The following is a 26,103-nucleotide window of genomic DNA, read 5'->3' as shown; positions in this document are numbered from 1 at the left end:
GCCCGGCATCACCCCCGGCGCGCCCGCTCCAGCGCCTGCCAGTCCAGTTTCTTCATCGCCATCATCGCCTCGGTGACCCGCGCCGCGGCAGTGGAGCCGGCCCCTTCCAGCGCCTTCGGCAGCCACTCAGGAAATACCTGCCAGGACAGGCCGAAACGGTCCTTCAGCCAGCCGCACTGCTGCGCGCTCGGATCGCCCCCCTCGGACAAGGCCCCCCAATAATGATCCAGTTCCTCCGGGCTCCGGCATGGAACCTGAAACGATACCGCTTCATTAAAAGTAAACAGTGGCCCGCCGTTCAAAGCCACGAAAGGGTTTCCTTGCAACTCGAAGGCCACCACCATGACATCGCCGGGACGCTGGCCATGGATCTCCTTGCCCGCCTCACCGTAATGACTGATGGTGGTGATACGTGAATCGGGAAACACCTCGACGTAGAAGCGCGCTGCCTGTTCGGCTTGGCCGTCGAACCAGAGACAGGGGGTGATCGTCAGTTGGTTGCCCATCGTTGGCTCCTCGTGTCTGGATTGGACTCTGGTTAATCGCTTGCCGACGGTACGGTTCGACATGTCCACAGTGGTCCGCCGGTCCGCACTGTGGCAATCTCGAAGCAGATCATCCGGATAGGAGGCTGGTTTGATGAACGAAAAAGAAAAAACATCGTCCTGGGTATCCATTGTTACCGTCCTGGTGGGCCTGCTCATGATCGTCGCCGGCATCGGGCTGCTCGGCGGTGGTATTTACCTGATCCTGCTGGGCGGTTCCTGGTACTTCAGCCTCGCCGGTATCGGCCTGGTGATCTCCGGCGGTCTGGTGATGGCCCGCCATGTTCTGGGGTTCTGGCTATACGCTGTCGTTTTCATGGGCACCGCGTTGTGGGCCTGGTGGGAAGTGGGTCTGGATTTCTGGCCCCAGGTGTCCCGCCTGTTCGCACCGGCGGTGCTGTTGTTCCTTCTGGCGCTGCTGGCGCCGGCTTTACGGCGGGGCAAACCGATCAGTGGCGGCACCGCCTATCCGGTGGCGGCGGTGATTCTGCTTGGTCTGGCGGCGACGATTTTTCATGCTTTCTATCCCGGCCCCATCATCGCCAGCAAGACCGAACCGCCCTCCTTGACAGTGACGGATCAGGCTCGGGAATGGCATCACTACGGGCGCCAGCAGGATGGCACCCGCTATGCGCCGCAGGATCAGATCACACCCGATAACGTGGACCAGTTGGAAGTGGCCTGGACCTTTCGCACCGGTGATATTCCCAATGCCAACCCTCCCGGAGCCGGCGGCGAGGACCAGAACACACCGATCCAGGTCGGCGATACGCTTTATGTTTGCACCGTGCATAACAAAGTGTTCGCCCTGGACGCGGACAGTGGTGAACAGAAATGGAGCTTCGACCCCGAAGCGTCCTCACCGTTGTGGCAACGTTGCCGGGGCCTGGGTTATTACCAGGCTTCCAACAACGAAGAGACCTGCGCCGGCCGCATCGTGCTGTCCACCATCGATGCCCGCCTGATCGAGCTGGACGCGCAAACCGGCGCGCTCTGCCCTTCCTTTGGCGATGGCGGCACCGTGGACCTGAAACAGGGCATGGGAGAGGTGAAGCCCGGCTTTTATTTCCAGACCTCGGCGCCCACGGTGGCGCGGGGACTGATCATTATCGGCGGCTGGGTGTTCGATAATATGATGACCGGCGAGCCCTCCGGTGTGATCCGCGCCTTTCGCGCCGACAGCGGGGAACTGGCCTGGGCCTGGGACCTGGCCAATCCAGCACTCACCGGCCTGCCTGCGGAGGGCGAGACCTACACCCGCGGCACACCGAATGTCTGGTCCACGCCGGCGGTGGATGAGGAACTGGGATTAATCTATCTGCCCACCGGCAATGCCACCCCGGATTTCTATGGTGGTCACCGCACCGATGCGGATGAAGACTATTCATCCTCCATCGTTGCCCTGGATCTTCATACCGGCAGGGAGCGCTGGAAATTCCAGACCGTGCATCACGATATCTGGGACTACGACGTGCCCTCCCAACCCGCTTTGTTCGATGTGGATGACGGTAATGGCAATACCGTGCCAGCGCTGATTCAAACCACCAAACGCGGTCAGATTTTCATGCTCGACCGGCGTACCGGCACCCCCATTGCCGAAGTGGAAGAGCGCCCGGTTCCACAGGGCGCGGTGGATGGCGACTGGACCTCGCCAACACAACCCTATTCCGTGGGCATGCCCGCCATCGGCGCGGAAAAGTTGTCGGAAGCCGCCATGTGGGGCGCTACCCCTTTCGATCAATTGTACTGCCGGATCCAGTTTCGCAAACTGCGTTACGAAGGCGATTTCACTCCGCCAGGACTGACTCCCAGCCTGCAATGGCCGGGCTATTTCGGCGGTATGAACTGGGGCAGCAACACCATCTACAAACCCGGCGGCTATCTGATCGTCAATGACACCCGTTCCCCTCAGCGGGTATTGCTGGTACCGCGCGAGGAAGCGGACAAGGAAGACGCCTCGGCCTCTCATACCGGTTTATCTCCTCAACACGGTACGCCCTATGGCGCCTCCAAGTATGTGTTCATGTCGCCGCTGGGCGTGCCTTGCCAGAAGCCGCCTTACGGTACCCTCAGCGCCATCGATTTGAATCGGCGCGAAGTGGTCTGGCAGATCCCATTAGGAACCGTGGAGGATACCGGCCCCCTGGGACTGAAAATGCATTTACCAATTCCCGTGGGCATGCCGACGGTGGGCGGCCCCATGTCCACCGCTTCCGGCCTGGTGTTCTATGCCGGCACTCTGGACTACAACATTCGGGCCATGGACGTGGCCAGCGGGGAAACAGTGTGGAAACATCGTCTCCCGGTGGGCTCCCAGGGCACGCCAATGACCTACATCTCCCCGGCCAGCGGCAAACAGTACCTGGTTATCTCCGCCGGCGGCTCCCGGCAATCTCCGGACCGGGGCGACTACATTGTTGCCTTCGCTCTGCCGGACAAGCAGAACGGAGCCACCCGCTAACGCGATGGAGCGCCGGTATCCGCGCCGGCGCTTCGCCGTTGAAGGAGCACGTGCAATGCCACCGCCAGCACGGCTCCTATCGACGCCAGCGCCATATCCTTCTGCGCGTCCCAGATGTCGCCCTGAGTCCCCAGGAACGCCTGCCCCAGATCGCCACCGAACCAGACCGCGGCAATCCACTCGATCAGTTCGTATAACATCGACGTGGCCATGATGATCGCGCTGGCGAACACGTAGCCCCAGCCACGCCCCAGACCGACCGCGCGCCGGCAGAACTCAAACAGAGGTATGGTTAACAGCAACCCGTAGGCCAGATGCACCAGCCGGTCGAACTGATTGCGCTCCCAGCCCATCAGTTGATCAAGACTGAAGCCGAACAGCTTCCTCAGCGCCGGATCGTAGGGCACCAGGGAATAGGTATAGTGGGAGCCCAGCTCGTGCAAGGCGAGAAAAGCAAAGATCAACAGATAGGCCTGGTTGGAGAAAACGAACCAGCGCCGGGTGACAATCAGCGCCACAACCGCCAACAACACCAAGGCGTTTTCCAGCATCCAGTCCGCACGATCGTGGGGCTCGACAGCCATCCAGACGACAAACACCGCCAACAGGGAGAGTAGAAGCATAAAGACAGCGCGACCGGACATTCCGTGATTCCATATCTGAAAGCATTTCAGGCAAGCGGCCAGCGCGCGGAAGGTCAAGATTGGCCGTCGTCGGCAATGGCGACCAGCCAACGCCTGACGACCTTTTCCTCTTCGGCACCAAGCCCTTTCATCAAAGCCTGTTCTACCTTATTCACCTTTGCTCTGCACTGTTTCAAAAGCCGCCGGCCCGATTCACTGGCCTCGATTCTCTGAATACGCCCATGTACCGGATGCGGCTGTCGCCGCACCAGGCCAGCTCGCTCAAGATTATTGATGATCACGCTTACGGTCTGTGGGGTGAGCATGGCCAGCCGGGCCAGATCAGCATTGGAAATCCCGGGATAGGCCTCCAGCATGGTAAGGGTCAGAAACTGGGGTAACGTGATCTCCTTGTCGGCAAGCGCCCTTTCCATTCTTAATCTGTGGGCGGCGCTGGCCTGGCGTAGTAGATAGCCCAGGTACCCCTGCTCTCCCCGTTTTCCTTCCCCGATATCCGGTACGTGCGGCGATGTCTTGCGCATATTATCAGCACTCTTATATGATGTCAGAGCACTGATAATACACAAAGCCCTTCTCTATCGCCAGCAACGGGGCGGCAGTGAAGGCAATGAACATGAAGGGAGAGAGCCCGATGTGTCCGTCCTACACCCTGCACACCCTGCGAGACGAGTCCGAGGTATCGACGTGCTTCCCGCTTATAAAGCAGCTCAGGCCCCATCTGTCCAGTCCAGCGGAATGGGTTTCCCGATGGCGTGCTCAGAGTGCGGAAGGCTACCGTTTGTTGGGGTTACGGCAAGAGGACCACTTCGTCGCCCTGGCCGGATATCGGCTCCAGAACAATCTGGTGTACGGCCGTTTTCTCTATGTGGATGACCTGGTTACCGATGAGAGCCACCGTAGCTGTGGGCTGGGCGAAAAATTAATGGCGGAAATAAAGTCGATAGGAGAAACGGAAGGTTGTGCGAAAGTGGTTCTGGATACACCGCTGAGCAACGTTCTGGGTCATCGCTTCTACTATCGTAACGGCCTGTTGGCCACCGCCCTGCGCTTCAATTTCATCTTGGAGAGAGCATCATGATCCGGATCCTGCATGTCTCGGCCAGCACCCGGGAGGCGTCATCCCGGAGCCGGATAGCCGCCGATATGGTATTGGCCAGGCTGCGTGAATCCCACCCGGATCAGAGTATCGTGGAGCGTGATCTGGCAGCCCGGCCGCTACCTCACCCGGATGTCGGCTTCGTGGAAGCCACCGCACTGCCCCCCAAAGCGCGTACGGAACAGCATGCGCACAGCCTGGCGTTGTCGGAGAACCTGATTCGTGAGCTGGAGCTCTCGGATCTGCTACTGATTTCCACTCCCATGCATAACTTTACTGTACCTTCCGTACTCAAAGCCTGGGTTGATCACGTGGTACGTCCATACCGAACATTCCAGTTGAGTCCCGAGGGCGAGATCGGTCTGCTTCGTCCCCGGCCTGTCCTGGTGATCAGTGCCTGTGGTGGCGGATTTATCGATGACATGCCAGGAGAAACACCTCGAACAACGGGAAAACAGAAGGATTTCCTGACCTCATATTTGCGCTACGTTCTGGCGGTCATCGGTCTGACTCAAGTGCAGATATTGAGACTGGAGCATCAGAATGCACCCGGCGCCGGTGACATTACGGATGAAATCAACAGCTGGGCGGATCAGGTGCTGGACCAGTTGGAACTCTGATCGCTTTCCGGTCATCCCTTATCGGAGTGCCCCAAAGGAAAGGCAGCGAAGGTCCGCGATGACTTTCCATCTTTCCCCACACACTTCGCTACCAGCTTGGCTTTTTCCCGGTCGCTGTCATCATGCCCCAGAGCCAGTTGATCTTATAGCGCTCCGAAGCCACCGACTGGAAGCCAGCTTCGCGCAGCAGATTCTCGCATTCAGCACTGCGATAGGTTTTGAAATGAGCGGGATCCGACCACTTCAGATACCAGTCACACAGGCGGCAACTGAGGTAATCATGGCACCAGTCGCTGATCACCAGCCTTCCGCCTGGCCGCAGCACCCGGAACATCTCCGCCAGAGCGGCGTCAGGGTCACGGATATAATGAAACATGCTCAAGGAGACCACGACATCGAACTGTTCATCATCGAACGGTAGTTGCTCCGCCCAGCCTTCCTTGAGGGTCACTTCCTCGCGCAAACGGTCACGCGCCCGTGCCAGCATCTGCGGCACCGGATCGATACCGGACAGGAGTGGTGGCGGATGGCGTTCAGCCAACACCGCCAGCAGGGCACCGGTTCCGCACCCCACCTCCAAGACACGTTCTCCTCCATGCAGAGGCATCCGCGTCAGCGTCTCCTGGATGGTCCGGCGCAAATACCCGGACCAGCGTCGATCATAATCCGCGGCGAGACGGCCATAGGATTCCAGTACCGGCGGCTTGGATTTCATTTCGTTGCTCTTCTCACGGCAGGTTGTACGGCGGATCATCTTCCATCAAGGAATTCACAAGCAATTGCTGCGCCGAAAAGTCAATAGGAAAAGGCCACCCTGTCTTGTAAGCCTTTTACTCGAGAAATTCCGTTCTGGCTGATAGCTACCCCATGACAATTTTATTACTCTCGGCTGTGCTCTCGTACTTTATTAGGAGATCACGGATATGGAAATCCGACACGCACTGGAAGTCCTGCGGGATCTGGCGGAAGGCGTTGATCCAGTCACCGGGCAGCCCTTTCCGCAACACTCGCCTTATATTCACCCGGATATAACCCGGGCTCTGTTCACCTGCCTTCAAGACATTCGCTATCGGCGCGCCTCCGCCATCACCCTGAGAGACAACCGGGCAGCGGTGCCCGTGGTCAAGGGGCCTTACTACCTGAACCGTCCCTGGACGCCGGAACAGAGCCGGCAATTGCGGGATGCTTTCCTGTCAGGGCTCTCAGTGGAAGCTCTGGCACTATGCTTCTCCCGTTGCCCACCAATGGTCAGGAGCGAGTTGCAACGTCAGGGGCTGGTTCCCGGGGGGGACGATGAGACCGCGATATCTTCCAGGTGAACCCCATACGGATCACTGCTGCCCGACAATCCAGGAACCGCCAGTCTCGCCCGGCAGCTCCACGGAAAGGACCGCGATACCGCTTACTCGCGGTCCGGCAAATGCTTCAAGAGCACTTGAGCATCGTCGTACGCAGTCAGCGCCGCCACCACTTCCGGCAGCGGATCAGGATAATAGCCGGGCAGATCCCTCTCACCCGGCAGATCAAGAGGGAACGCCAGGCGCTCCACCGGCGGCTCGAAACGGGCATCGACTCCCGGCCGATTACCGCGTGCATCTATCCGATACCAGCCGTGCTCCGGCAGGAACACCGCGTTGAGTCCGTGCAGACAATACGGAGCTCCGTCGTCATTGACGCTCAGGCGCTGATAGCAAAAGGCCGCGGGCAAGCCATTCGCTCTCAACAGTGCCGCCAGCAAGTGGCTCTTGGCGTAACAGAAGCCGCTGCGTTCGCGCAGCACTTGCGAAGCTGAGCAGGTCACCGGGGAAAGCTGATAATCGATGGAATGCCGAATCTCATCGCGCACCCAGAGGAAACACCGCTGCGCTATCCCCGTGGGATCCTCCTCCTGACGCGACAACTCATCGGCCAAAGCCCGAACATCCGGGTGGTGCCAATCCACTACCTCGGTCGAAGCCAAAAACGTTTCCATACCCTTCCTATCTCTCCAAAATGGACATCACCCGTACGAACGAGAACCCTATCAGTGCGTCAGTTTTCCGTACAGTTGGTCAAAAGGAATCAGAACTCGTCGTCGGTATGCGGAACGCTCACTCAAACGCTGATACCAGTCGAATACCGCCGGATGGCGCGGCACCGGCACTCGCCCGTGAGGATTCATGGCCAGGAATTCAGGATCGTCCAAACCACCGTGGTCGCCGCCCAGGCTGATGTGCCGGTACTCCAGCTCCAACTCATCCAGCAACCAGAGCACTTTCTGAACATTAAAAGCGCTATCGCGCCCCCATAGCGTCAGTGCTTCGGTGGAGGGTTCAACACTATAGCCAACGGCCACAATCGGTCTCCCGGACGATACGGGCATACTGCTCTTCGGTGATGATATCGGCATCGGAAAGCCAGTCCAGTATTGCTTCCAATGCTTCCAGCTCTTCATGGTTGCCACAGTGCAGGCTCATGAGGCGGCATGACCGCTCCAACACAGCCGCGTATTCCTCATCTGTTAATGCACCCCGACAGTCGGACACTGCTTTTGCCAAGGTCCATTTCGCCTCCACGACGTTATCTTCCCTGATTAACTGGCGTTCCACAGCCGACATCAGTTTATTGGCTTCCACATACGCGTTCTTATTTCCCGCCATGTCAGTTGACCTTTTCGACAACGTGCTGGCCCACACCAAACATGGCACCCAAAACCAGCAGGCATAAGGCATACAGCCCCACCCTGCGGCCTTGGGCCTTACCTTCGTCGGAAGCGGGGGCAGCCGGCTCGGTCCTGTTACCGAAGATACGGACCCACAATCGATATGGAAGCATGAGAATCGCGGCCACGCCTGCTTCCATCAATCCAACCAACGCCGCCAGGATCAGGAATCCTATCAGGACTTTTATACCCCCCATCAGAACGAGGGTCGCCAACAAATACCCGGCCGCCAGAAACAACAAGCCGACCCCGAACAGCGTCAACAAGCCGGCCCCGTCCAGTATTTTCTCGAAGAGCGTTTTCATCCCTGATCACCTCTTTCACCGCCTGTTTGCTTGGGGAACCTCTGAAAACCTCCGTCATCCCGGGCGGCACCCGGGATCTCCTTCTGTAAGACGCATGGCTTCGTCGAGGAAGATGCCGGACCGAGTCCGGCATGACGTTTCAGGGTATCAGTATCCGGCCTTAATTCCAGGGTGACCGTTAGTTCACCACCAGCGTCCCTTTCATCATCGTCCAATGACCGGGAAAGCTGCAGAAGAAAGTATAGTCTTCCCCCGCTTGCAGACGACTCCCCGGAATCGTCAGCGAGGTGGATTCACCACCACCAATCATGTCACTGGCGCCGATGACTCGGCCATCGTTGACCGGAACATAGCCGTTCCCAGGCCCGGCCTTCATTCCAGCCTTGGCCACGTCCTTGAAGTCTCCGGTCAGCGTCACCACCACATTGTGTCCCATGACGTTCGCGCCGAGCTTGCCGCTGTGCACCAGTTCAATGGTCACGGCTTCGCACTGGGAGGATACCGTAAGCTGGGTTTGATCAAAGCGCATATTGTCGTCGCCACGCAAGGCAACATGGCAGTTGTCGGCGGCCTGCGCCAGCGAGGAGCATCCCCAGATCAGTAAACCGACAGAGGCGTAAGAAGCAATGTTCATCAGTGATCTCCTTGGGCTTGGGAGTGATAGGCTGCCATGACCGCCTCGACCTCACGGACGAAAGCCGGGTCCGGGGCGCCGGCCATTTTCTCGGTGCGCGCCACGATGCGGCCGTCGGCGTCCAGCAACAGCCAGGCATTGGTGTGATCGAAGCCGCCGTCGTCACGCTGACGGAACCGGATATCAAGCAGCGCGGCTATGGTTCGCTCCTGATGATCCCGGGGCCGCAGGAAAGTGGCCCGTCCGGGCGTCAGCCGATATCGGGCCATGGTTCCCGCCAGTACGTCGGGAGTGTCATGGTCCGGGTCCATGGAAATGATCAGTAGACGGGGAACCGCCGAACCCTCTTCCAGAAGCCGCTGTTGCACGCTCATTCCCTGGTGAATGATCAGCGGACAGCTCATGCGGCAGCGGGTATAGACCATCGAAACCAGACGGGGCTGGCCACGCAGATCCTGCCACCGCAGCGTCTCCCCTTTTTCATTCTGCACCGTGGCGGACAGCGCGTAGACGGAGTCGCCGGGCGGACTTTGCTCGCCACGTACCGCCTGAGGCATCAGCATCGCCAACACCAGCAAGGGCAGTAGCACACTCAGGCAGTCCCAGGGCCTGCACACGGCAGGGCGGGATTGGGTATTTTTTTCACGATTCGCTTTCATGGTAGCTCCTTGGCACAACGAAAGCCGAGATTGGACAAGGTGGTGCGCGCGGACAGAGCCGACAGCAAGGCCACCCGTTTGATCACCGCATAGTCGCGGCGATCGCTGAAGGCCAGCGCACTGCCACCGCAGTACCGCAGCGGATTTTCGGTATCGACGTTGCGGCTATCGGCAGCGGCCATCATGCTGGCGTGGTCCCAGGGCCATTCCCAGACCAGCCCATGCAGATCGTGCACGCCATACACATTTGGCACGCTCTCTCCAGCGGCGCGGTAAGCGCCGGGGGTACCCAAGGTCAGGATCCGGCGGCGGCGGCCGGCATCATCACGGGCATCCGTCTGGCGGGCATCGGCGGCGGCGAATTCCCACTCCAGCCAGGTCGGCAACCGCGCGCCCCGGGCACGGCAGTAGGCATCCGCCACGAACCAGCTCACCCGTGTCACCGGGAAATTCAGAGTGCCGGGGCGCGGAGCCAGCGGCCTGTCCCAGTGAGACAGGTAGCCGGCGTCAGCGAACAGTCCGGGAATCCGGTCCCGACGCCATTGTGGATGCGCTTGGACAAAAGCCAAAAACTCCGCTTCGCGCACCGGCCGTGACATCAGTTGATAGCCTTCGACAACGACCTCCCCGCCGTTGTCAGCAAACCGCAAGCTGGAGTGGAAGGGGCCGCCGGACAACGGAACGTACTCGTTCGCCAGCGCCGCCGTGGTGAGTAAACACAGCAATGGAATCCAGCTCCCCTTCCCTTTCATTCTCTATCTCCCACCTTCGGCTTCAGGGTATTCCCCACTGAACTGCTGGCCAGTGTAGATCTCCGGTTTCATCGTTCCGTCCACGCTGAGAATGCCCAATGCACCTTTGTTGAAAGTACGGAAGATACTGTGATCAACCAGGATGAAGTTGCCCGGGACATCGGTGGTGAACTCGACCATGGCGGCCCCGCCGGCCGGAATCAGCGTGGTTTGCACATTTTCCTGATACTTGCTGCCCCCTTCGTAAAAGACGCGATCGAAGATCTCACCAATTACGTGGAAGCTGGACACCAGGTTGGGGCCCCCGTTGCCGACGAACAGACGAACCTTGTCGCCGGCGTTGGCGGTCAGCGCCCCTTCCCCGGTCAGCGCCCCTTCGCTGCCATTGAAGACCACGTAGGTGGGATGCTCGTCCACCGCCTTTTCCAGGCTGAACGGTTGCAGCCCCGGTTCCCCGTGGTCGCCCTCGGTGTAGAAGTCGCCTTGCATGACGTAGTACTCACGATCCACCGGTGGCAATCCCTCTTCCGGCTCCACCAGAATCAGGCCGTACATGCCGTTGGCGATATGCATTCCCACCGGCGCCATGGCGCAGTGATAGACGTACAGGCCGGGATTCAGAGCTTTGAAGGTGAACTGCGTTTTGTGGCCCGGCAGGGTGAAGGTGGCCTCCGCGCCGCCACCGGTTCCAGTGACCGCGTGCAGATCAATATTGTGCGCCACATGAGAGTCATGGCGGTTCTTGAGGTGGAACTCCACGGTGTCGCCTTCCCGGATCCGGATGAAGCTGCCGGGCACCGTGCCACCGAAAGTCCAGAACTCGTAAGTAACGCCATCGGAAAGGCGCATTTCCTGTTCCACCATTTCCAGGTCCACCACCACCTTGGCGGGCCCTTTTCGGGAAATCGGTGGTGGCACCATAGGTGGCGCCGTTAGTTGCGCTTGCTCCACCGGAAGCGGCGCTTCGGACACCGTCTTGCCGGTTGTGCATCCACTCAAGAGAAGTGCCAGAGCGATCCCCCCGGCGAGCTGCTTCAGTACGGTATGTGATGTTAATCCAGACTTCATGGCCGACCCTCACTTTGGCTATCGGGCTCTCCGTCGCGGTCTGGATTAAATATGCATTTTAAATGAATCTTTATGTTTTGACCGGTATCAATGGGCGAACCGGCCCAACAGCTGGCGATGACAAACCGGATTGATCAGTGATCTGGATCAATAACGCCGGGTATCCCCGCGTGCCTGACGCCGCAACGCTTGTGGGGGATGTCCAAAACGACGAACGAAGGCGCGACGCATGCGTTCCGGATCATTGAACCCATACATAATGGCAATCCGCTCGATGGGCTCATGGCCGGCTTCCACCCGGTGCCGGGCCGCTTCCACCCGCAGCCGTTCCACCGCCCGCGCCGGGGTCTCTCCGGTTTCGGCACGGAACAAACGGCTGAACTGGCGCGTTCCCAAACAGGCCGCCTCGGCCAAGCGTTCCACCGGCAGCGGTTCATGCAGATGGGCGCGGGCAAAATCCAGCGCCATGCGAACACGATCGGATTCAGGCTCCAGCGCCAGCGCCTCGGAAAACTGGGACTGATCACCGGAGCGCCGTTGCTGTACCACCAGCTCCCGGGCGGCGGCTCGCGACAATTCCAATCCCAGATCCTGCTCGATCATGGCCAGCGCCAGATCGATACCAGCGGTGATGCCGGCGGAAGTCCAGATATGGCCGTCACGGATATAGATGCGGTCGCCTTCCACCTTCAATGCCGGATAGCGCCGTTGCAGTTGAGCGGCATAACGCCAGTGCGTGGTCACACGGCGCCCATCCAGCAGCCCCACCGCAGCCAGAATCACCGCGCCGGTGCAGACACTGGCCACCCGGTTGGCCCGCCGCGCCAGACGCCGGACAGCCTCCCGCTCTTCACGCTGCTCGGCCAACCGGTGGGCACCCCGGCCGCCAACCACGATCAACGTATCGACCATAGCGCGACCGGGTTTGAGGGTGTCTATGGTGATACCAGCGGTGCTGCGCACGCCACCTCCCTGACGGGAAAGCACGCGCAAATCGTAGGCCTGCTCGGGGGCCAGCTGGTCCAGCCTTTGAAAGGCCGCCAGCGGACCGCTGAGGTCCAGCAACTGGAAATCGGGAAAGACATAAAAGGCAATTCGGTGCATGGCGCAAATCGAGGGAAACTGGTCATTGGCGCCATCACCTTGCTCCCCTAATCTGGGGGCGTCAAGCAGGAGACCCACCATGACGCAAACTTTGAATATCGTGTTCGCCGTTTACGATGATGTTACTCATCTTGATTTCACCGGCCCGCATATGTTCTTCGCACGGCTGCCGGGTGCCCGGATCCAGGTTGCCTCTCTGCACGGTGATCCGGTGCACGCCGACGGCCTGGTATTCGCCGAGCTGGCGGCACTCACCGATATCCCCCACTGTGATGTGCTGTGTGTACCCGGCGGCCTGGGCTGCATGGCGGTAATGGAGGATCAAGCCTATCTGTCGGAACTCAGACGGTTGGCCGCCAGTGCCCGCTATCTGACCTCGGTGTGCACCGGCTCCCTGATTCTCGGCGCCGCCGGACTGCTGAGCGGCAAGCGGGCCGCCTGCCATTGGGCCTGGCGGGACATGCTCGGTGAGCTCGGCGCCATCGCCGATCCGGAGCGGGTGGTACGCGACGGCAATCTGATCACCGGCGGCGGGGTGACCGCGGGTATTGATTTCGCGCTTACAGTAATCGAGGAACTGGCCGGCGCCGATGTCGCCCAATCGATTCAGCTCGGGTTGGAATACGCGCCACAGCCCCCCTTCAACGCGGGTCGTCCGGAAACAGCACCGGCACCAATACTGAATAAAGTGAATGACGCCATGGCCGCGGCCATGCCGGCACGCTGGGAAGCCACCCGCCGGGCGGCCCGGCGTCTGTCGCAAGACAAGTGAGGCAACCGCCTCAGTCCGGACGATGCCCTGGGCGGTCGGGACGGTAATGGGATGGCGGCTGGCCGAACCGCCGCCGGAACATGGTGGAGAACGACGCCGGGCTGTCGTAGCCGTATTCAAGGGCAATGCGGGTGATCGATTCCCCCGCCGTCAAACGCTCCAGCGCCAGCACCACGCAGGCCTGTTGCTTCCAACGCAGAAACGACAGGCCTGTTTGCTGTTTGAACAGGCGGCTGAAGGTGCGTTCGCTCATGGCCAGATGCGGCAGCCAGTGGTCGATACGAGCGTGAATATCCGGCTCATCCAGGAACGCGCGGCAGACCTTCTGCAAGCGCTCGTCTCCGGGCAGCGGGATATGGAACGGCAAAGACGACAGCCGCGCCAGCTCATGAAATACCAGATCCGCCAAGATACCGTCACGACCGTCAAGGTCATACAGCAAAGGTAGCTTTACTGCTTCCGCCAACAGCTGACGTAACAACGGCGATACTTTCACCACCTGGCACACAGGCGGTGGCCTGATCACCGCGTCGGGTTCCAGATAAAGGCTGTGCGTGCTCACCCCGAGCATGCGCACCTGATGCGCTTCCTCGGCCGGAATCCAGACCGCCTGTCCGGGCGGCACCACCCAGTTCCCCGCCCGCGTGGCAACGTGCATCACACCCGTAGCGCCGTAGAGCAATTGCACCCGGCGATGACGGTGCCAGGGCAACACCTGCCCATCGGCATAATCAGTGTGGATCGCCACCAAAGGACGCGGCGTATCGTCAATGTCGTCGATAGGGATGTTTCGCATCGCCTTCTTCCGAGCCCCTGTACCCATCCTGCCTCACCCTGGCCGAAACACGATCAGAGTTGGCCGGATCGATGATACCCGCTCAACGCCGGCGACGTATGCTGGCCACCTCCAAAATAATCCGGGCGCAACGGAGCCCAGCTATCATGGACTACTTTATCGTCATTGCCATGGCGGGCTTCGCCACCGGCATCACCACTTTGCTGTTCGGCTTCGGCGGCGGCTTCGTGGTGGTCCCCTTCGTCTATCATTTCGTCAACGCCACCGGCGTTGGCGAAGGCAATGGTATGCGCGTGGCCGTGGCGACGTCCACGGCGGTGATGATCCTGAACGCCGGCTATGCCACTTACACCAATTGGCGTCGGGGGCATCTGCATAGCGAAGCCCTCACCCCGCTCCTTGTTCCCATAGGCGTGGGCGCCGCGCTGGGTGCTGGTCTGGCTGATCTTCTCGGAGATTCACTATTGCGCATACTGTTCAGTCTTTATCTGGCGGGAACGCTGCTGGATGGCCTGCTGCGCAAGGGGTTCCTGGGTAAATCCGCGCCCCGCAGCATAGGCCCGGCAACCCGCTGGGCGGGCGGTGCGCTGATCGGCGCTATCGCCACACTACTGGGTGTTGGCGGCAGTGTCATGACCGTTCCACTGCTACGCCGGCATGGCTATGACATGAAGTACTGCGTCAGCGCCGCCAACCCGTTATCGATGCCAGTGGCTATCGTTGGCACGGTGATGTACGCCTGGCTCGGACAAGACCAGTCGCTTGGCGCGGAATATCTGGGATACGTTAACACCAGGATTTTCGGTGTTCTGGTGATCGCCGGCGTCGCTGGAATGCTGTTCGCGAAACACTGTATTCCGGCGATTAATGACCGGCTGCACGCCCGGGCTTATCTGCTGCTTCTACTGTTGATGCTGATCGTCAGTGTGTGGCCATAACCCGCGAAGACTACCGCCATTGCCCTTTTTTGGGGGAAGCGGGCCGGAGTAGTGGCACCAGTTGTTCGAGCAAATCCTGTTGCCGCCGCGAAGGGGTTCCCTCCACCCGGGTGATTTGCTCCACCAGTTCCAGTGCCGACTCAGCCTGCTCCGGCGAGAACCGCTCAAGGCTGGGCCGCACCACCGCCGCCAGGTTATCCCGGATTTCCTCGCCCTTACCAAACAAATGCACGCAAGCGGCCAACAGATCCGAGGCCTCGGCCTCGGGCAGGTGGAAGGTCTCCCGGAACAACGTCAACAGGGCCCGCTTTTCATCACCGCTCATATCGCCATCCAATTTGGCGGCGGCGGTCATTAATAGCGCCGTCAACTCCATGGGACTTTCCAAAGCATAGATCGGGTTACCCTGGCTGCGGCTGCGCCATTGGCGGCGACGGCGCCAGGCCCAGGGATTCAGTCCGCCCAGATCGATGCCCATCTCCGCCAGGCGATAAAGCAGCCACAGAATCGTGACCAACGTCCCCAACAAACCCAATACGATATGCATGCCCGTACCTCCCTGTCTCCATGACGTCATCGGCGCCGCGATTATAGCGGCGTTTTGCCCATCAGGCTCAGCTGAATCCCACCACATCATGAGGAACGTACGCCTGCTCCAAGGCGGCGATCTCTTCCCCGGACAGCTCCAGGGACAAGGCATTGATCGCATCGTCCAGTTGCGCCGGTTTACTGGCACCGACAATCGGCGCGGTCACCGGAGACTGATGCAGCAGCCAGGCCAACGCCACTTGCGCACGCGGTACGCCGCGGGCGATGGCCACCTCGCCCACTGCCTCGATCACGCGGCGGTCCGCTTCCGCCATTTGCACGTACAGCCCCTTGCCAAATTCGTCGGTACGCTGCCGATCGCTGTCCTGATCCGGCTCCCGCGCCAAACGCCCTCGTGCCAGCGGGCTCCACGGCAGCACACCGATGCCCTGATCGGCGCAGAACGGCAGCATCTCCCGCTCTTCCTCCCGGTACAGAAGGTTTAAATGGTTCTGCATGCTGACGAACTCAGTCCAGCCGTTCTGACGCGAGGTAAACACCGCCTTGGCGAACTGCCAGACGTACATGGACGACGCGCCGATATAGCGAGCCTTGCCGGCTTTCACCACATCGTGCAGCGCTTCCAGGGTTTCCTCGATGGGGGTGTGATAATCCCAGCGATGGATCTGATACAAATCCACATAATCGGTACCCAGGCGTGTCAGGCTGTTGTCGATTTCCCGCATGATCGCCTTACGGGACAAGCCGCCGCCATTGGCATCGCCGGACATCGGCATAAATACCTTGGTGGCCAGCACGATCTCATCACGGCGGGCAAAATCACGAATGGCACGCCCGACGATTTCCTCCGAGGTGCCGTCGGAGTAGGCGTTGGCGGTATCGAAAAAATTGATACCCGACTCCAGTGCCTGGCGAATCAACGGCCGGCTGCGCTCCTCATCCAGGGTCCAGGCATGCTTGCCGCGATCGGGAATGCCGTAGGTCATGCATCCAAGACAAAGCCTGGACACCTTCAGGCCGGTACGCCCCAGTCGAGTGTATTTCATCTCCGCTCTCCCCGTGCTATTAAAGGACGAAACCAGCACTGAAAAAATGGGCAGCGATTACGATGCCGTGCCCAATCAGAGACAGTGCATGGTGTTGGTCGCCCCGGTCGGTATCAGGAACTTTATACCCATAGGCCGCGCAAAACATCCCGTTCAGCCCGGTTTCACAAGGAGGAAGAAACATGGTCCGGTTCAACCGCTCTTTTGCGCTCCGTCTCGCCACTGCGCTGACTCTGGCCACGACGCTGTACGCCACCGCCCAGGCGTGCACCCGTTTGGTCTACCTGGGCCCGAATGACAATGTCATTACCGCCCGATCGATGGACTGGAAAAATGACATCGCCACGCATCTTTGGATCTTCCCGCGGGGCATGGAACGCAGTGGCGAAGCAGGCAACCGGTCGTTGCACTGGACCTCCCGTTACGGCAGCGTTATCGCTTCCGGCTACGACATCTCCACCACCGACGGCGTCAACGAGGCCGGCCTGATGGCCAATGTGTTATGGCTGGTGGAATCCCAATACCCTGAATTCACCGGAAAAAAGCCGGGGCTGACCATCGCCGCCTGGGCACAGTATGTACTGGACAATTTCGCCACGGTGGAGGAAGCGGTAAGTGCGCTGCGTGAAGAGCCCTTCACAATCGTCACGGACAAAGTCCCGGGAGAGGAACGTCTCGCCACCCTGCATCTATCGTTATCCGATTCATCCGGCGATAGCGCCATTGTCGAGTACATTGAAGGGAAACAAGTTATTCACCACGGCCGCCAATACCAGGTGATGACCAATTCCCCCACCTTCGACGAGCAACTGGCCCTGAACGAATACTGGAAACAAATTGGCGGCACCGTGATGTTGCCTGGAACCAATCGGGCCTCGGATCGTTTCGCTCGCGCCGCCTTCTACGTCGACGCCATCCCCCGCGAACGGGATCCCGACCGGGCCCTGGCCAGTGTCTTCAGCGTAATCCGCAACGTATCGGTCCCCTACGGCATTTCCACTCCCAACCAGCCGAACATTTCTTCCACCCGCTGGCGCACAGTAGTGGATCACAAACGGCGGCTGTATTTTTTTGAGTCGGCGTTGACACCCAATACGTTCTGGGTCGACCTGAAGAAAGTCGACTTCTCGGAAGACAGTGGCCGGGTCAAGAAACTGGATCTGGGCACCAACCAGAACCACACCTACTCCGGCGACGCCACCGACCGCTTCGTCGATACGCCGCCATTCCGTTTTCTGGGGCTACCTGAAAGCTGATCAAACGGGAGCCGGCCGGGGCAACAACCGCTTGTGTTCCCTCCATGCCCCTGCCCTTTATTCCTCACCTCCGGCGGCTTCGCTGCCGGAGCGCTCCGGTATCCCCATCGTCCATGACCAACACCCTGACCGGATTCAAGTCTGGTAATTGACAGTAACCATCGTCTAGGGCACTTTGAATCGCATTGTTACCCTGAAAAACCACAGCAGCATAAAAATGAAACAAGCTGATCGGAAAAATCTCTATGAGCGTGCCCTCGCCTCGCTCTCGGGAGAACGTCCGGAGGGCAACCAGGCATCCGCTTCGATTCCAGTCTCCCGCTATCTGTCCAGGACTGTTTTCGAACAGGAAAGGGACCTGCTCCGCCGTCGCCCGCTTCCAGTGGCGGCGGCGTCCGAGCTGTCGGCGGCTGGTGACTGGTTGTCCCTGGATTGCTATGACACCCCGTTGTTGCTGGTACGCCAACCCGACGGTACGGTGCGGGCCTTCCTCAACGTTTGCCGTCATCGTGGCGCGCGCGTGGTGCCCGCCGGGCGCGGTCATGGTGCGCGGTCTTTCGTTTGCCCTTATCACGCCTGGACCTACAAACCGGACGGCGACCTCAAGGGGCTGCCGCAGGATTTCGGTTTTCCCTGCCTGGACCGATCACGCTCGGGCCTGCGCCGGCTGGCGGTGAGCGAACGCGCCGGCATGATCTGGCTGATTCTGGATCCGGATCAGGCCGATCAGGATATCGACACACACCTCGATCCCTTAATGACGGAGCTGGAGACCCAGGACCTGGCACAGCCCCAGGGCTTCGCCTCCCGTTCCTACCTGGTGAAGGCAAACTGGAAATTGCTGGTGGACGGCGCCTTCGAGGCGTATCACTTCAAAATTGCCCACCGCAACACCATCGCCCACATGTTCACCGACAACCTTCAGATCGTCGACGAGTTCGATCTGAACCGCCGTCTGTACCTGCTCAAGGCCAATTTCGATCCAGCCTCGCCGCCACCTCGCGACCGGTTCCAGCCACGGGACTACGGCAACATCATCTACTATTTCTTTCCCAACACCACCTTCCTGGTGCAACCGGACCACACCCAGTTCAGTACCCTCGAACCCCTGGCTCCCGGCCTCACCCGGGTCCATGAGACCACGCTTCTGCCACAAACCCCGGACAGCGAAAAAGCACGGAGCTACTGGCAGGCCAACGTGGATTTGTACCGCCGCACCCTGGCGGAAGACTACGATCTGGCGGAGTCGATCCAGAGCGGGCTCGCCAGCGGCGCCAATGAAGCGCTGACGTTCGGTACCTTCGAATACAGCGCCCCGCGCTTTCACCGGCAGTTGCAACAGCTTCTCGAACAGCGCCAGCCCCACGTAGTAACGGTGTAATACCTCTCAGCCATCGGCCCCTGCTAACTTTTCCCCAGTCCATACCAACAACAGCGGGAGGCCGACATGGGCGCCAAGACGATTCTGATGATTACCGGTGACTTCACCGAGGACTACGAAACCATGGTGCCGTTCCAGGCGCTGCAAGCTGTCGGACATACCGTCCATGCGGTGTGCCCGGACAAGAAGGCGGGCGATACCGTGGCCACCGCCATCCACGATTTCGAAGGGGATCAGACCTACACCGAGAAGCCGGGGCACCGTTTTGCCCTGAACGCCGACTTCGACGGTGTCGATCCCGCCCGTTACGACGCGCTGGTGGTGCCCGGTGGCCGGGCGCCGGAATACCTGCGCCTGAACACCGAAGTGCAAAATCTGGTACGGCACTTTTTTGACACCAACAAGCCGGTGGCCGCCATCTGCCATGGCGCGCAATTACTCGCCGCCGCCGGGGTGCTGGAAGGCCGCACCTGCTCCGCCTACCCGGCTTGTCAGCCGGAGGTGGAATTGGCCGGAGGTACCTATGCCGGCATCGACGTTGACGATGCGGTAACCGATGGTAATCTGGTAACAGCACCGGCCTGGCCGGCCCACCCGGCCTGGCTGGCCCAGTTCTTCAAGCTGCTCGACCAATAACCGGGCCAGTGCGGGTGCCCCGGCCACGGGTTCGGGGCCACCCGAAGGACCTCATCATGTGCAAGCTGTTCATCAACGCCGACCCGCAACTCTGGGTCAGCCGTACCCATTCCCTCCGCATCGACGGCATGGTCACCAGTGTGCGCATTGAAAACGCCTTCTGGCGCGTGCTTGAGGAGGTAGCGGAACGGGACGGCATGAACCTGCCGCAGATGATCACCCGGCTCTATCATGAGTCCATCGACGCCGGCCATGATCTCGGAAATTTCACGTCCTTCCTGCGTGTCTGCGCCATGCGCTACCTGGCCCTGCAGTTGAGTGGCGACATCCCCGCCGACAACCGGGTGGCCATCGCCTCCCTGGACGCGGAAGGCATTCTGGCGCGCGAGCCCGTCAGCGGCGCACCTCGCGGCAGGGCAGTCAAAACCACCCATTAACCCGTTCGTCTTGCGGGAGTCATGCTCATGAACGACCGCCCGATCAAACAACCCGGCCCCGATCATCCGATTGACATCCATCCCACACCAGGGCGCGTGGTGGTGATCGCCGACGGAGCCATCGTCGCCGACAGCCGCGCGACACTGACGGTGAGCGAGGCCGACCTGCCGGATGTGTATTACATTCCCCGCGCCGATACCGACCTGTCGTTGCTGACGCCGACACCACTGAAAACCTACTGTCCGTACAAAGGCGAGGCGAGCTACTTCAGTCTACCCGGAGAGCAAGGAGAGAACGCCGTGTGGAGTTATCCGAAGCCTTTCCCCGCGGTAGCGCAAATCAAGGAATACCTGGCGTTCTATCCGGATCGGGTGGAGGACATCCGGGTTCTACCCGAAGCCTGAGGCTCGCGCCCAAGGGTCAGGGCATCAACCACAGCGCCATCGCCGCGGTGGCGGCCGACAAAGCCGCCGCCAGAGCTCGCACATGGTTCCAGAACGTCCACTCACGCAAGTACAGAGCCCAGTAACGGCGGGCCTCCTGCGAACCATCCGTCATTCGCGCCAGGCGCTCATTGCGGGGGACGTTGAACAACATGGTGACCAGAAACGTACCCAGCAGATAACAGACCCCGGCGGCCATCATCCACAGCGACCGCCCGGCGTGCCAGGGCACGAAGGCCGCCACGATGGCGGCAACGGAGAGGATTGCCGAGCCCATGAAGATCCCCAGAAACCCGGGATTGAGCACGGTGACATTGATACGCCGCATGGCATCGGCACCGTGCTCCGGTGGTTGCCCGGCCAGCGCTTTCATGATGAAGGAAGAGAACGCGAAGAAGACGCCGGCGATGATGCCCGCGCCAATGCACAGCAGGAAGAGAATCAATACGCTCATGGCAGGCCCTCGGTGGTGACCCCGTTTTATGGTTGTCGAGTTGATCCTCGCCGTTTCGACATTAAAGCCACATCATCGAATCGGCATACCCCGCCCTACGCCTTTGGAACCTGCTCGATGGTCACGTGTCCCGGTTGCCCGCTTACCCGATCCAGCCAGGCCTGAACATGCGGATACAGGGACAGATCGAAGCCACCTTCATGAGCTTCGTGCGTGTAGGCATAGAGGGCGATGTCGGCAATTGAATAGCGTTCGCCAACCATGAACGTGCGCGTGCTCAAGTGCCGGTCCATCACCGCCAACGCCTCATTACCGGCCTTGTGTTTCTGTTCCAGCAGTTGGCGATTGAACGGCGTCTCTTCAAGCCCCTTGATCGCCAGCCAGAAGCGGGCGGTGGCGATGTTCGGTTCATGGCTGTACTGCTCGAAGAACAGCCATTGCATCACTTGCGCCTGCTCCACCTTATCTCCGGGCCAGTAATCGGTACCCTGCGAAAGATAAAACAGTGCCGCGTTGGACTCCGGCAGGAAAGTGCCGTCATCCAATTGCAATACCGGAATGCGTCCGTTGGGGTTCCTCGCCAGGAACTCCGGAGTACGGGATTCGCCGCGCAGGATGTCCACGGGCACGTATTGGTAGGGAATCCCCAGTAACGCCAGCAGCAAACGGATCTTGTAACCGTTGCCGGATATCGGGTCATCGTACAGAATCATGGCGTCCTCCTTGCCCTTCCCGTTATTTACGTTCTTCCAGTGACAGCCGGATCGCCAGACCCGCCAGCACGCCGCCCATCAGATAGCGCTGCAACGCCAGCCACAGCGGGTTACGGGCGAACCAGCCGGAAATACCAGCGGCGGACAGCGCAATGGCAAGGTTGACGGAAAAACTGACCAGAATCTGCGTCAGCCCCAGCGTGATACTTTGCAGGAACACCGAGCCGTGCGCCACGGCTATGAACTGAGGGAAAATGGACAAATAGAAGACCGCTATTTTCGGGTTCAACACATTGGTCAGAAACCCCATGAGGAACAGCCTGCCATCGGAATCCGCCGGCAGATCACGGGGCTCGAACGGCGAACGGGCACCCGGCCTCACCGCCTGCCAGGCCAGCCACAGCAAATACGCGGCACCGGCCCACTTCAACAGTTCATAAGCCAAGGGCACCGCCAGGAACAGGGCGGTCAGCCCCAGCGCCGCCGCCAGCATATGCACCAGAAAACCAGCGATCACGCCAAGCAGGGAAATCACACCAGCCCGCCGCCCCTGACAAATCGAGCGGGAGATCAGATAGATCATGTTGGGGCCCGGTGTCAGCACCATCAGCAACGCCGCACCGGCGAAAATAATCAGATCCTGCAGTGGCACCATGTTTCAGTCCCCCGGTCGCGCCTTACACCAGCGCTTCCTCCGGCGTCTTTGTCCCGTCCAGCAGACCAAATTCCCGGTTCACCAGAGACCGGGTCCGTACCAGATACAGCAAGGCCACCGCCACATTGGCGCGGGACACCACGTTGTCGCCGGCCTCCTCCACGCTGGTCGCCACCCTGCCGGTGGCCGCGTCGTCGGTGAGACGGCCCGGCTTGAGAATAACGTAGGGCACGCCCCGGTTCTTCAGGTAATCGTCCGCCGCTTTTTTCGCCGCCATGTAGGGCCGCAACTTCTCCGGCGCCCGCAGCGGATCGTCGGCGCGCAGGGCGCTCACCATGATATAGCGGGACAGCCCCTTGCTTTTGGCCAGATCGGCCACCCGCATGGCGCCGTGCAGGTCGATCAGCAGTGTCTTGTCCGCCCCGGTATGCGGCCCGGAGCCGGCGGTGAACAACACCTGATCACAGCCGTCGAAGGCATGGTCAAGATCCCCTTCCAGATCCGCCAGCACGGTATCCATGCCCCGTTCCCGGAACCAGGCTTGCTGTTCCGTACTTCGCACCATGGCCCGGAAGGGGACCGCCGCGTCTTGCGCCAGTTGGCAGAACTGCCGTCCGATCTGCCCGTTGGCACCCACCACCAGAATCGTCATTGCTCTACTCCTCGCGGGAACTTCGGCCCTCCGCGTTCTCAATTCAACGGGAGTTTCACATTAACCCAGTCCGCGGAATCCGCAACCTTGCGCCAGACCTCAGCGCCTTCGATGTGCTCTCGGAGAATCCATTGGCCCGGCCCTGACCAGGCGAGCTCCACATAAGGGCCTTCCAAGCAGCCCACGGCGATCAAGGCCGCAACCTCATCCACTGGTCCCGGCATCATACCGCCGGCGGCCACAGGCAGGCGGCTCGCCAACAGTTGCCGTAGATGGCGGTACAATGCGGATTGATCAGAGAACTTCAGAGTATGACGCGGCTCACCGCCGCCAGCGAAAACCAGTTCCCCCGACGACACCTCCGTGTGCATGGCGGCGAGATAGCGGGGCGGCTCCCCTTCTCCCAAACAATAGCGGGCCACCAATGAGTTCACGCCGTCGACACCGGAGGCTCGGATTGCTCAATAAAGGCGCCGTTGCCGTCCCGCACGAATTCCGCACCCACTTCCCGGTCGAGCAGCCCGATAATGCTGTCGTCCTCGGTCAGCACCGCGCCTAGGGATACGTAGGCGGTATTATCCGGATCATCCAGATAGGCAGGATCCTCGTTGCCGGCAAGAATGCGCCAACCGCTGTCATCCTCGGATTCCGGCGTCTCCCGGTAGAGCAAGCCCACCGGTTCACCATCGCGCAACACTTTTCTGGTGACGAAACAGCGTGGCAGATATTTGTCGGCAAGGCTGGAAACAGGATCAGGAATCTGCACCCCCATGATGTGACGAGCCTCGAACCGCACCGGATCATGGGCTCGCAGGTCTTTTATATAGAGAGGGATATTCTCCAGGCTCCCGCTGAAACGATGATTATCATGGATGTCGGTGATCAACACCCACATCCGCTCCGCCCCTGGCGCCTGAGGGTCGTCACTGTCGAACTCGAAAATCAGCTTGGCCAGATCGCCGATGCGAAGCCGGGCAATGGCTTCCGGCGACGGCTTGTAGAAAGTGTAGGGATAGTGATCCGCCAGCGCCTGGGCATCACCCAGCCTCCAACTGTTGTCCATCAGATTCCGCCCCTTGATGTCATCCCATGGTTCCTTAGTGGATCCGCTACTTCAGGAAGGAGCGGAAAAACCGGCTCAAGGCGGTCAGGTCCTCGGTTCGTTCGGCGGGGTCTTCCTGATAACTGGCCAGGCGCGAGAGCTCCTTCTCGATAAACCGGTTCAAGGTCGGGATCACCGGCACGAATTCCTTTTCCTGACTGCGCTTCTTGCGTTCCAGTAGCTTGCTGATCTCATCGTTTACCCCCGGCGCGTCCGTAAGGGTTTCACGCAGGCGCTCGAACTCGATGGGGGCGGGCTCGCCATGGGTCTCAAGCCAGCGGATCGCAAGCAGCGGCCTGAGCACGTAAAAGTACTTTTTCAACGGCACCAACTGGGCTTTCAGGTATCCCTTATAGTTGGTCTTGGCCATGCTGTGGTAGTGGTGCACGCCCTTCGCCACCGAGTATATACCCGGCATCAGCGAGCGGACGCCTTCGGAGAAGGTACGATCGTCCACATAGACAATGGGGGACTGCATCCACTCGACAAAGGACGGGTTGGACTTCCAGAACAGTTTCAATGCCTTACGCAGATCCCAGCCATTGATGTCGATGTCGTCGACGATTTCGTACTCGATGACATCGCGCTTGTCTTCCAGATCCACACTGAGATACCAGTCGTGGGGGTGCACATAGATAAAGCGCACATCATAGTCACTGTTCGGGGAGGCAAACCCCCAGGCCCGGCTGCCGGATTCCACGGCATAAAGCACACGGACCCCGTGCTCCTGCTCCGCGTCGCGAATGCGGCGCATGATTTCTTCTCTTACTGCCTCATCAATCATAGTCCGGTTTTACCTCTTCCTCCGGTTGGTCATCGCCGGTTCGCCCTTACCACCACCATCACAACAATGGAGCATGACATGCAACCCGCCAGTCCGGGCAAGCGGGCTCGCCAGTATGCTCGTGACAGCGGCCATACTGAGTGTACCCGCATGCCGTTTCGGCTACTTTTTACGTTCCTTGATGGATCGGCGGGATCAGCGGACGGCAATCGCGGCAAGGTGTTCGACCACCATGGCCACGGCGCGGGGCAGACAGCCCTTGAAGAAATGGTCGGTACCGGCGAACACCACCACCGGCCGTTGTTGCGGGCGGACCCATTGCAGCAGGTCCGTCAACGGCGCCCGTTCGTCGTTTTCGCCATGCAGCAAAAGTGCATTATCGGGGATGGGCTGCGGCTGGTAATAGCGGCCATCCGGGACCTGTCCCACCGGCAATCCCATCAACACCAGCCCATCCACCGGCTGCCGGGGCTCCAGTCTGGTGGCGGCCCGCGCAAACACATAGGCGCCGAAGGAAAAGCCCACCAGCGCCAAGGGAAGCCGCGGATACTCCTCACGCAAGGCCGTGATCATCAAGAGGGTATCCTGCTCTTCCCCTTCACCGGCACCGTGCTCCCCTTCCGAGTCATCAACACCACGAAAACTCGGTCTTACCACCAGCCAGCCGGCATCGCGCAAGACCCGCGCCAGAGAATGCGGCACCGGATGCCGGGGGGAACCGCCCAGCAACGGCTGAGGATGGCCCACCAGCACCACGCCACAGGGCGCATCATCAGGATGATCAAGCGTCAGGCGAAGGCGCCCCGCCGGGCCTTGCAGATAACGGGTTTCACGTTGAGAAGCTGATGCGCTCATTAGAACAGGGAATTCCGGCTGACAGACTGACGATGGCGGGAGTC

At 60.2% G+C, this 26,103-nt stretch carries 35 protein-coding genes; 11 read left to right on the top strand and 24 right to left on the bottom strand.

Features of this window, described 5'->3' with window-relative positions; translation table 11 throughout:
* Positions 1-8: 8 nt before the first annotated feature.
* Complete coding sequence (locus RYH70_RS06330) at positions 9-506, bottom strand: VOC family protein (RefSeq protein WP_080530633.1); 498 nt, start codon at positions 504-506, stop codon at positions 9-11.
* A gap of 133 nt (positions 507-639) precedes the next feature.
* Here RYH70_RS06330 and RYH70_RS06325 point away from each other — a divergent pair, with 133 nt between their 5' ends.
* Positions 640-3,006, top strand: coding sequence for a membrane-bound PQQ-dependent dehydrogenase, glucose/quinate/shikimate family (locus tag RYH70_RS06325; RefSeq protein ID WP_022995442.1), 2,367 nt, complete (start codon positions 640-642; stop codon positions 3,004-3,006).
* Here the strand turns inward: RYH70_RS06325 and RYH70_RS06320 are convergent.
* Entirely contained in the window at positions 3,003-3,650 is a 648-nt protein-coding gene (locus RYH70_RS06320; protein WP_022995441.1) for a DUF2238 domain-containing protein, read from the bottom strand. The genes RYH70_RS06325 and RYH70_RS06320 overlap by 4 nt on opposite strands.
* A 53-nt stretch (positions 3,651-3,703) precedes the next feature.
* The gene (locus RYH70_RS06315; RefSeq protein ID WP_022995440.1) at positions 3,704-4,171 is read right to left on the bottom strand and encodes a MarR family winged helix-turn-helix transcriptional regulator; all 468 of its coding nucleotides are present in this window, start codon (positions 4,169-4,171) and stop codon (positions 3,704-3,706) included.
* 92 nt (positions 4,172-4,263) lie between these two features.
* Here RYH70_RS06315 and RYH70_RS06310 point away from each other — a divergent pair, with 92 nt between their 5' ends.
* Positions 4,264-4,728, top strand: a complete 465-nt coding sequence (locus tag RYH70_RS06310; protein WP_317009952.1) for a GNAT family N-acetyltransferase — start codon at positions 4,264-4,266, stop codon at positions 4,726-4,728.
* Positions 4,725-5,366, top strand: coding sequence for an FMN-dependent NADH-azoreductase (locus tag RYH70_RS06305; RefSeq protein ID WP_317009951.1), 642 nt, complete (start codon positions 4,725-4,727; stop codon positions 5,364-5,366). The genes RYH70_RS06310 and RYH70_RS06305 overlap by 4 nt, the downstream gene beginning before the upstream one ends.
* 88 nt (positions 5,367-5,454) lie before the next feature.
* On the opposite strand, the gene RYH70_RS06300 is transcribed toward RYH70_RS06305, so the two are convergent.
* Positions 5,455-6,081: a class I SAM-dependent methyltransferase gene (locus tag RYH70_RS06300; RefSeq protein WP_167374819.1), complete on the bottom strand. Its 627-nt coding sequence runs from the start codon at positions 6,079-6,081 to the stop codon at positions 5,455-5,457.
* Positions 6,082-6,289: 208 nt separating this feature from the next.
* Here RYH70_RS06300 and RYH70_RS06295 point away from each other — a divergent pair, with 208 nt between their 5' ends.
* The gene (locus RYH70_RS06295; RefSeq protein ID WP_022995436.1) at positions 6,290-6,685 is read left to right on the top strand and encodes a hypothetical protein; all 396 of its coding nucleotides are present in this window, start codon (positions 6,290-6,292) and stop codon (positions 6,683-6,685) included.
* An 83-nt stretch (positions 6,686-6,768) separates the two neighbouring features.
* Here RYH70_RS06295 and RYH70_RS06290 read toward each other — a convergent pair whose 3' ends face one another.
* The 9 genes from RYH70_RS06290 to RYH70_RS06250 all read right to left on the bottom strand — a co-directional run bounded on the left by RYH70_RS06290 (position 6,769) and on the right by RYH70_RS06250 (position 12,670).
* Positions 6,769-7,338 (bottom strand): transglutaminase-like domain-containing protein, encoded by a 570-nt coding sequence (locus RYH70_RS06290; protein ID WP_055099076.1) that lies wholly within the window; start codon positions 7,336-7,338, stop codon positions 6,769-6,771.
* A 51-nt stretch (positions 7,339-7,389) separates the two neighbouring features.
* A complete protein-coding gene (locus RYH70_RS06285; protein WP_317009950.1) occupies positions 7,390-7,701 on the bottom strand; it encodes a glutathione S-transferase N-terminal domain-containing protein in 312 nt (103 codons plus the stop codon).
* Positions 7,685-8,005, bottom strand: a complete 321-nt coding sequence (locus RYH70_RS06280) for a hypothetical protein (RefSeq protein ID WP_317009949.1) — start codon at positions 8,003-8,005, stop codon at positions 7,685-7,687. Before RYH70_RS06280 ends, RYH70_RS06285 begins: the two co-directional genes overlap by 17 nt.
* A 1-nt stretch (position 8,006) precedes the next feature.
* A complete protein-coding gene (locus tag RYH70_RS06275) occupies positions 8,007-8,372 on the bottom strand; it encodes a hypothetical protein (RefSeq protein ID WP_317009948.1) in 366 nt (121 codons plus the stop codon).
* Between the two features lie 178 nt (positions 8,373-8,550).
* On the bottom strand, positions 8,551-9,006 hold the full coding sequence (gene azu / locus RYH70_RS06270; RefSeq protein WP_055099073.1) for an azurin: 456 nt from the start codon (positions 9,004-9,006) through the stop codon (positions 8,551-8,553).
* Entirely contained in the window at positions 9,006-9,665 is a 660-nt protein-coding gene (locus RYH70_RS06265) for an SCO family protein (protein ID WP_317009947.1), read from the bottom strand. Before RYH70_RS06265 ends, azu begins: the two co-directional genes overlap by 1 nt.
* Positions 9,662-10,417, bottom strand: coding sequence for a formylglycine-generating enzyme family protein (locus RYH70_RS06260; protein WP_317009946.1), 756 nt, complete (start codon positions 10,415-10,417; stop codon positions 9,662-9,664). Before RYH70_RS06260 ends, RYH70_RS06265 begins: the two co-directional genes overlap by 4 nt.
* 3 nt (positions 10,418-10,420) lie before the next feature.
* Complete coding sequence (nirK, locus tag RYH70_RS06255) at positions 10,421-11,416, bottom strand: copper-containing nitrite reductase (protein WP_233917004.1); 996 nt, start codon at positions 11,414-11,416, stop codon at positions 10,421-10,423.
* Positions 11,417-11,632: 216 nt separating this feature from the next.
* Positions 11,633-12,670, bottom strand: coding sequence for a GlxA family transcriptional regulator (locus RYH70_RS06250; RefSeq protein ID WP_233925839.1), 1,038 nt, complete (start codon positions 12,668-12,670; stop codon positions 11,633-11,635).
* On the opposite strand from RYH70_RS06250, the gene RYH70_RS06245 reads away from it, so the two are divergent.
* Complete coding sequence (locus tag RYH70_RS06245; RefSeq protein WP_035451126.1) at positions 12,669-13,361, top strand: DJ-1/PfpI family protein; 693 nt, start codon at positions 12,669-12,671, stop codon at positions 13,359-13,361. The two genes, RYH70_RS06250 and RYH70_RS06245, sit on opposite strands and share 2 nt — an antisense overlap.
* Before the next feature lie 10 nt (positions 13,362-13,371).
* On the opposite strand, the gene RYH70_RS06240 is transcribed toward RYH70_RS06245, so the two are convergent.
* Positions 13,372-14,157 (bottom strand): AraC family transcriptional regulator, encoded by a 786-nt coding sequence (locus tag RYH70_RS06240; protein ID WP_080530625.1) that lies wholly within the window; start codon positions 14,155-14,157, stop codon positions 13,372-13,374.
* Between the two features lie 146 nt (positions 14,158-14,303).
* Between RYH70_RS06240 and RYH70_RS06235 the strand changes: the two genes are divergently transcribed.
* Positions 14,304-15,095 (top strand): sulfite exporter TauE/SafE family protein, encoded by a 792-nt coding sequence (locus RYH70_RS06235; protein WP_316310059.1) that lies wholly within the window; start codon positions 14,304-14,306, stop codon positions 15,093-15,095.
* A gap of 10 nt (positions 15,096-15,105) precedes the next feature.
* Here the strand turns inward: RYH70_RS06235 and RYH70_RS06230 are convergent, their stop codons facing one another.
* Both RYH70_RS06230 and RYH70_RS06225 read right to left on the bottom strand, forming a co-directional pair.
* Complete coding sequence (locus tag RYH70_RS06230) at positions 15,106-15,642, bottom strand: tellurite resistance TerB family protein (protein WP_316310058.1); 537 nt, start codon at positions 15,640-15,642, stop codon at positions 15,106-15,108.
* Positions 15,643-15,709: 67 nt separating this feature from the next.
* The gene (locus RYH70_RS06225; protein WP_316310057.1) at positions 15,710-16,690 is read right to left on the bottom strand and encodes an aldo/keto reductase; all 981 of its coding nucleotides are present in this window, start codon (positions 16,688-16,690) and stop codon (positions 15,710-15,712) included.
* A gap of 182 nt (positions 16,691-16,872) precedes the next feature.
* On the opposite strand from RYH70_RS06225, the gene RYH70_RS06220 reads away from it, so the two are divergent.
* The 5 genes from RYH70_RS06220 to RYH70_RS06200 all read left to right on the top strand — a co-directional run bounded on the left by RYH70_RS06220 (position 16,873) and on the right by RYH70_RS06200 (position 20,805).
* Positions 16,873-17,946, top strand: coding sequence for a linear amide C-N hydrolase (locus RYH70_RS06220; protein ID WP_026949359.1), 1,074 nt, complete (start codon positions 16,873-16,875; stop codon positions 17,944-17,946).
* Between the two features lie 217 nt (positions 17,947-18,163).
* Positions 18,164-19,327 (top strand): aromatic ring-hydroxylating oxygenase subunit alpha, encoded by a 1,164-nt coding sequence (locus tag RYH70_RS06215; protein ID WP_317009945.1) that lies wholly within the window; start codon positions 18,164-18,166, stop codon positions 19,325-19,327.
* A 66-nt stretch (positions 19,328-19,393) separates the two neighbouring features.
* Positions 19,394-19,963 (top strand): DJ-1/PfpI family protein, encoded by a 570-nt coding sequence (locus RYH70_RS06210; RefSeq protein ID WP_116027786.1) that lies wholly within the window; start codon positions 19,394-19,396, stop codon positions 19,961-19,963.
* A gap of 56 nt (positions 19,964-20,019) precedes the next feature.
* Positions 20,020-20,400, top strand: coding sequence for a ribbon-helix-helix domain-containing protein (locus RYH70_RS06205; protein WP_022995418.1), 381 nt, complete (start codon positions 20,020-20,022; stop codon positions 20,398-20,400).
* Between the two features lie 27 nt (positions 20,401-20,427).
* On the top strand, positions 20,428-20,805 hold the full coding sequence (locus RYH70_RS06200; RefSeq protein WP_022995417.1) for a DUF427 domain-containing protein: 378 nt from the start codon (positions 20,428-20,430) through the stop codon (positions 20,803-20,805).
* 16 nt (positions 20,806-20,821) lie between these two features.
* On the opposite strand, the gene RYH70_RS06195 is transcribed toward RYH70_RS06200, so the two are convergent.
* The 8 genes from RYH70_RS06195 to RYH70_RS06160 all read right to left on the bottom strand — a co-directional run bounded on the left by RYH70_RS06195 (position 20,822) and on the right by RYH70_RS06160 (position 26,059).
* Positions 20,822-21,298 carry an anthrone oxygenase family protein gene (locus RYH70_RS06195; RefSeq protein WP_317009944.1) on the bottom strand — a complete coding sequence of 159 codons (477 nt, stop codon included), beginning with the start codon at positions 21,296-21,298 and terminating at the stop codon, positions 20,822-20,824.
* A 95-nt stretch (positions 21,299-21,393) separates the two neighbouring features.
* Positions 21,394-22,011 carry a glutathione S-transferase family protein gene (locus tag RYH70_RS06190; protein ID WP_063141823.1) on the bottom strand — a complete coding sequence of 206 codons (618 nt, stop codon included), beginning with the start codon at positions 22,009-22,011 and terminating at the stop codon, positions 21,394-21,396.
* A gap of 22 nt (positions 22,012-22,033) precedes the next feature.
* A complete protein-coding gene (locus RYH70_RS06185; protein WP_022995414.1) occupies positions 22,034-22,666 on the bottom strand; it encodes a LysE family translocator in 633 nt (210 codons plus the stop codon).
* Between the two features lie 22 nt (positions 22,667-22,688).
* Entirely contained in the window at positions 22,689-23,318 is a 630-nt protein-coding gene (locus RYH70_RS06180) for an SDR family oxidoreductase (protein ID WP_022995413.1), read from the bottom strand.
* Between the two features lie 38 nt (positions 23,319-23,356).
* Positions 23,357-23,752: a hypothetical protein gene (locus tag RYH70_RS06175; RefSeq protein ID WP_317009943.1), complete on the bottom strand. Its 396-nt coding sequence runs from the start codon at positions 23,750-23,752 to the stop codon at positions 23,357-23,359.
* Positions 23,749-24,381, bottom strand: coding sequence for an immunity protein Imm33 domain-containing protein (locus RYH70_RS06170; RefSeq protein ID WP_317009942.1), 633 nt, complete (start codon positions 24,379-24,381; stop codon positions 23,749-23,751). Before RYH70_RS06170 ends, RYH70_RS06175 begins: the two co-directional genes overlap by 4 nt.
* Positions 24,382-24,427: 46 nt before the next feature.
* On the bottom strand, positions 24,428-25,204 hold the full coding sequence (locus RYH70_RS06165; protein ID WP_080530620.1) for a nucleotidyltransferase domain-containing protein: 777 nt from the start codon (positions 25,202-25,204) through the stop codon (positions 24,428-24,430).
* A gap of 195 nt (positions 25,205-25,399) precedes the next feature.
* Positions 25,400-26,059: an alpha/beta hydrolase gene (locus RYH70_RS06160; RefSeq protein ID WP_317009941.1), complete on the bottom strand. Its 660-nt coding sequence runs from the start codon at positions 26,057-26,059 to the stop codon at positions 25,400-25,402.
* Positions 26,060-26,103 lie beyond the last annotated feature (44 nt).

Origin of the sequence: Alloalcanivorax xenomutans (assembly GCF_032810065.1) — a bacterium.
GTDB lineage: Bacteria > Pseudomonadota > Gammaproteobacteria > Pseudomonadales > Alcanivoracaceae > Alloalcanivorax > Alloalcanivorax xenomutans.
This window is presented reverse-complemented; position numbering and strand designations above follow the sequence as displayed.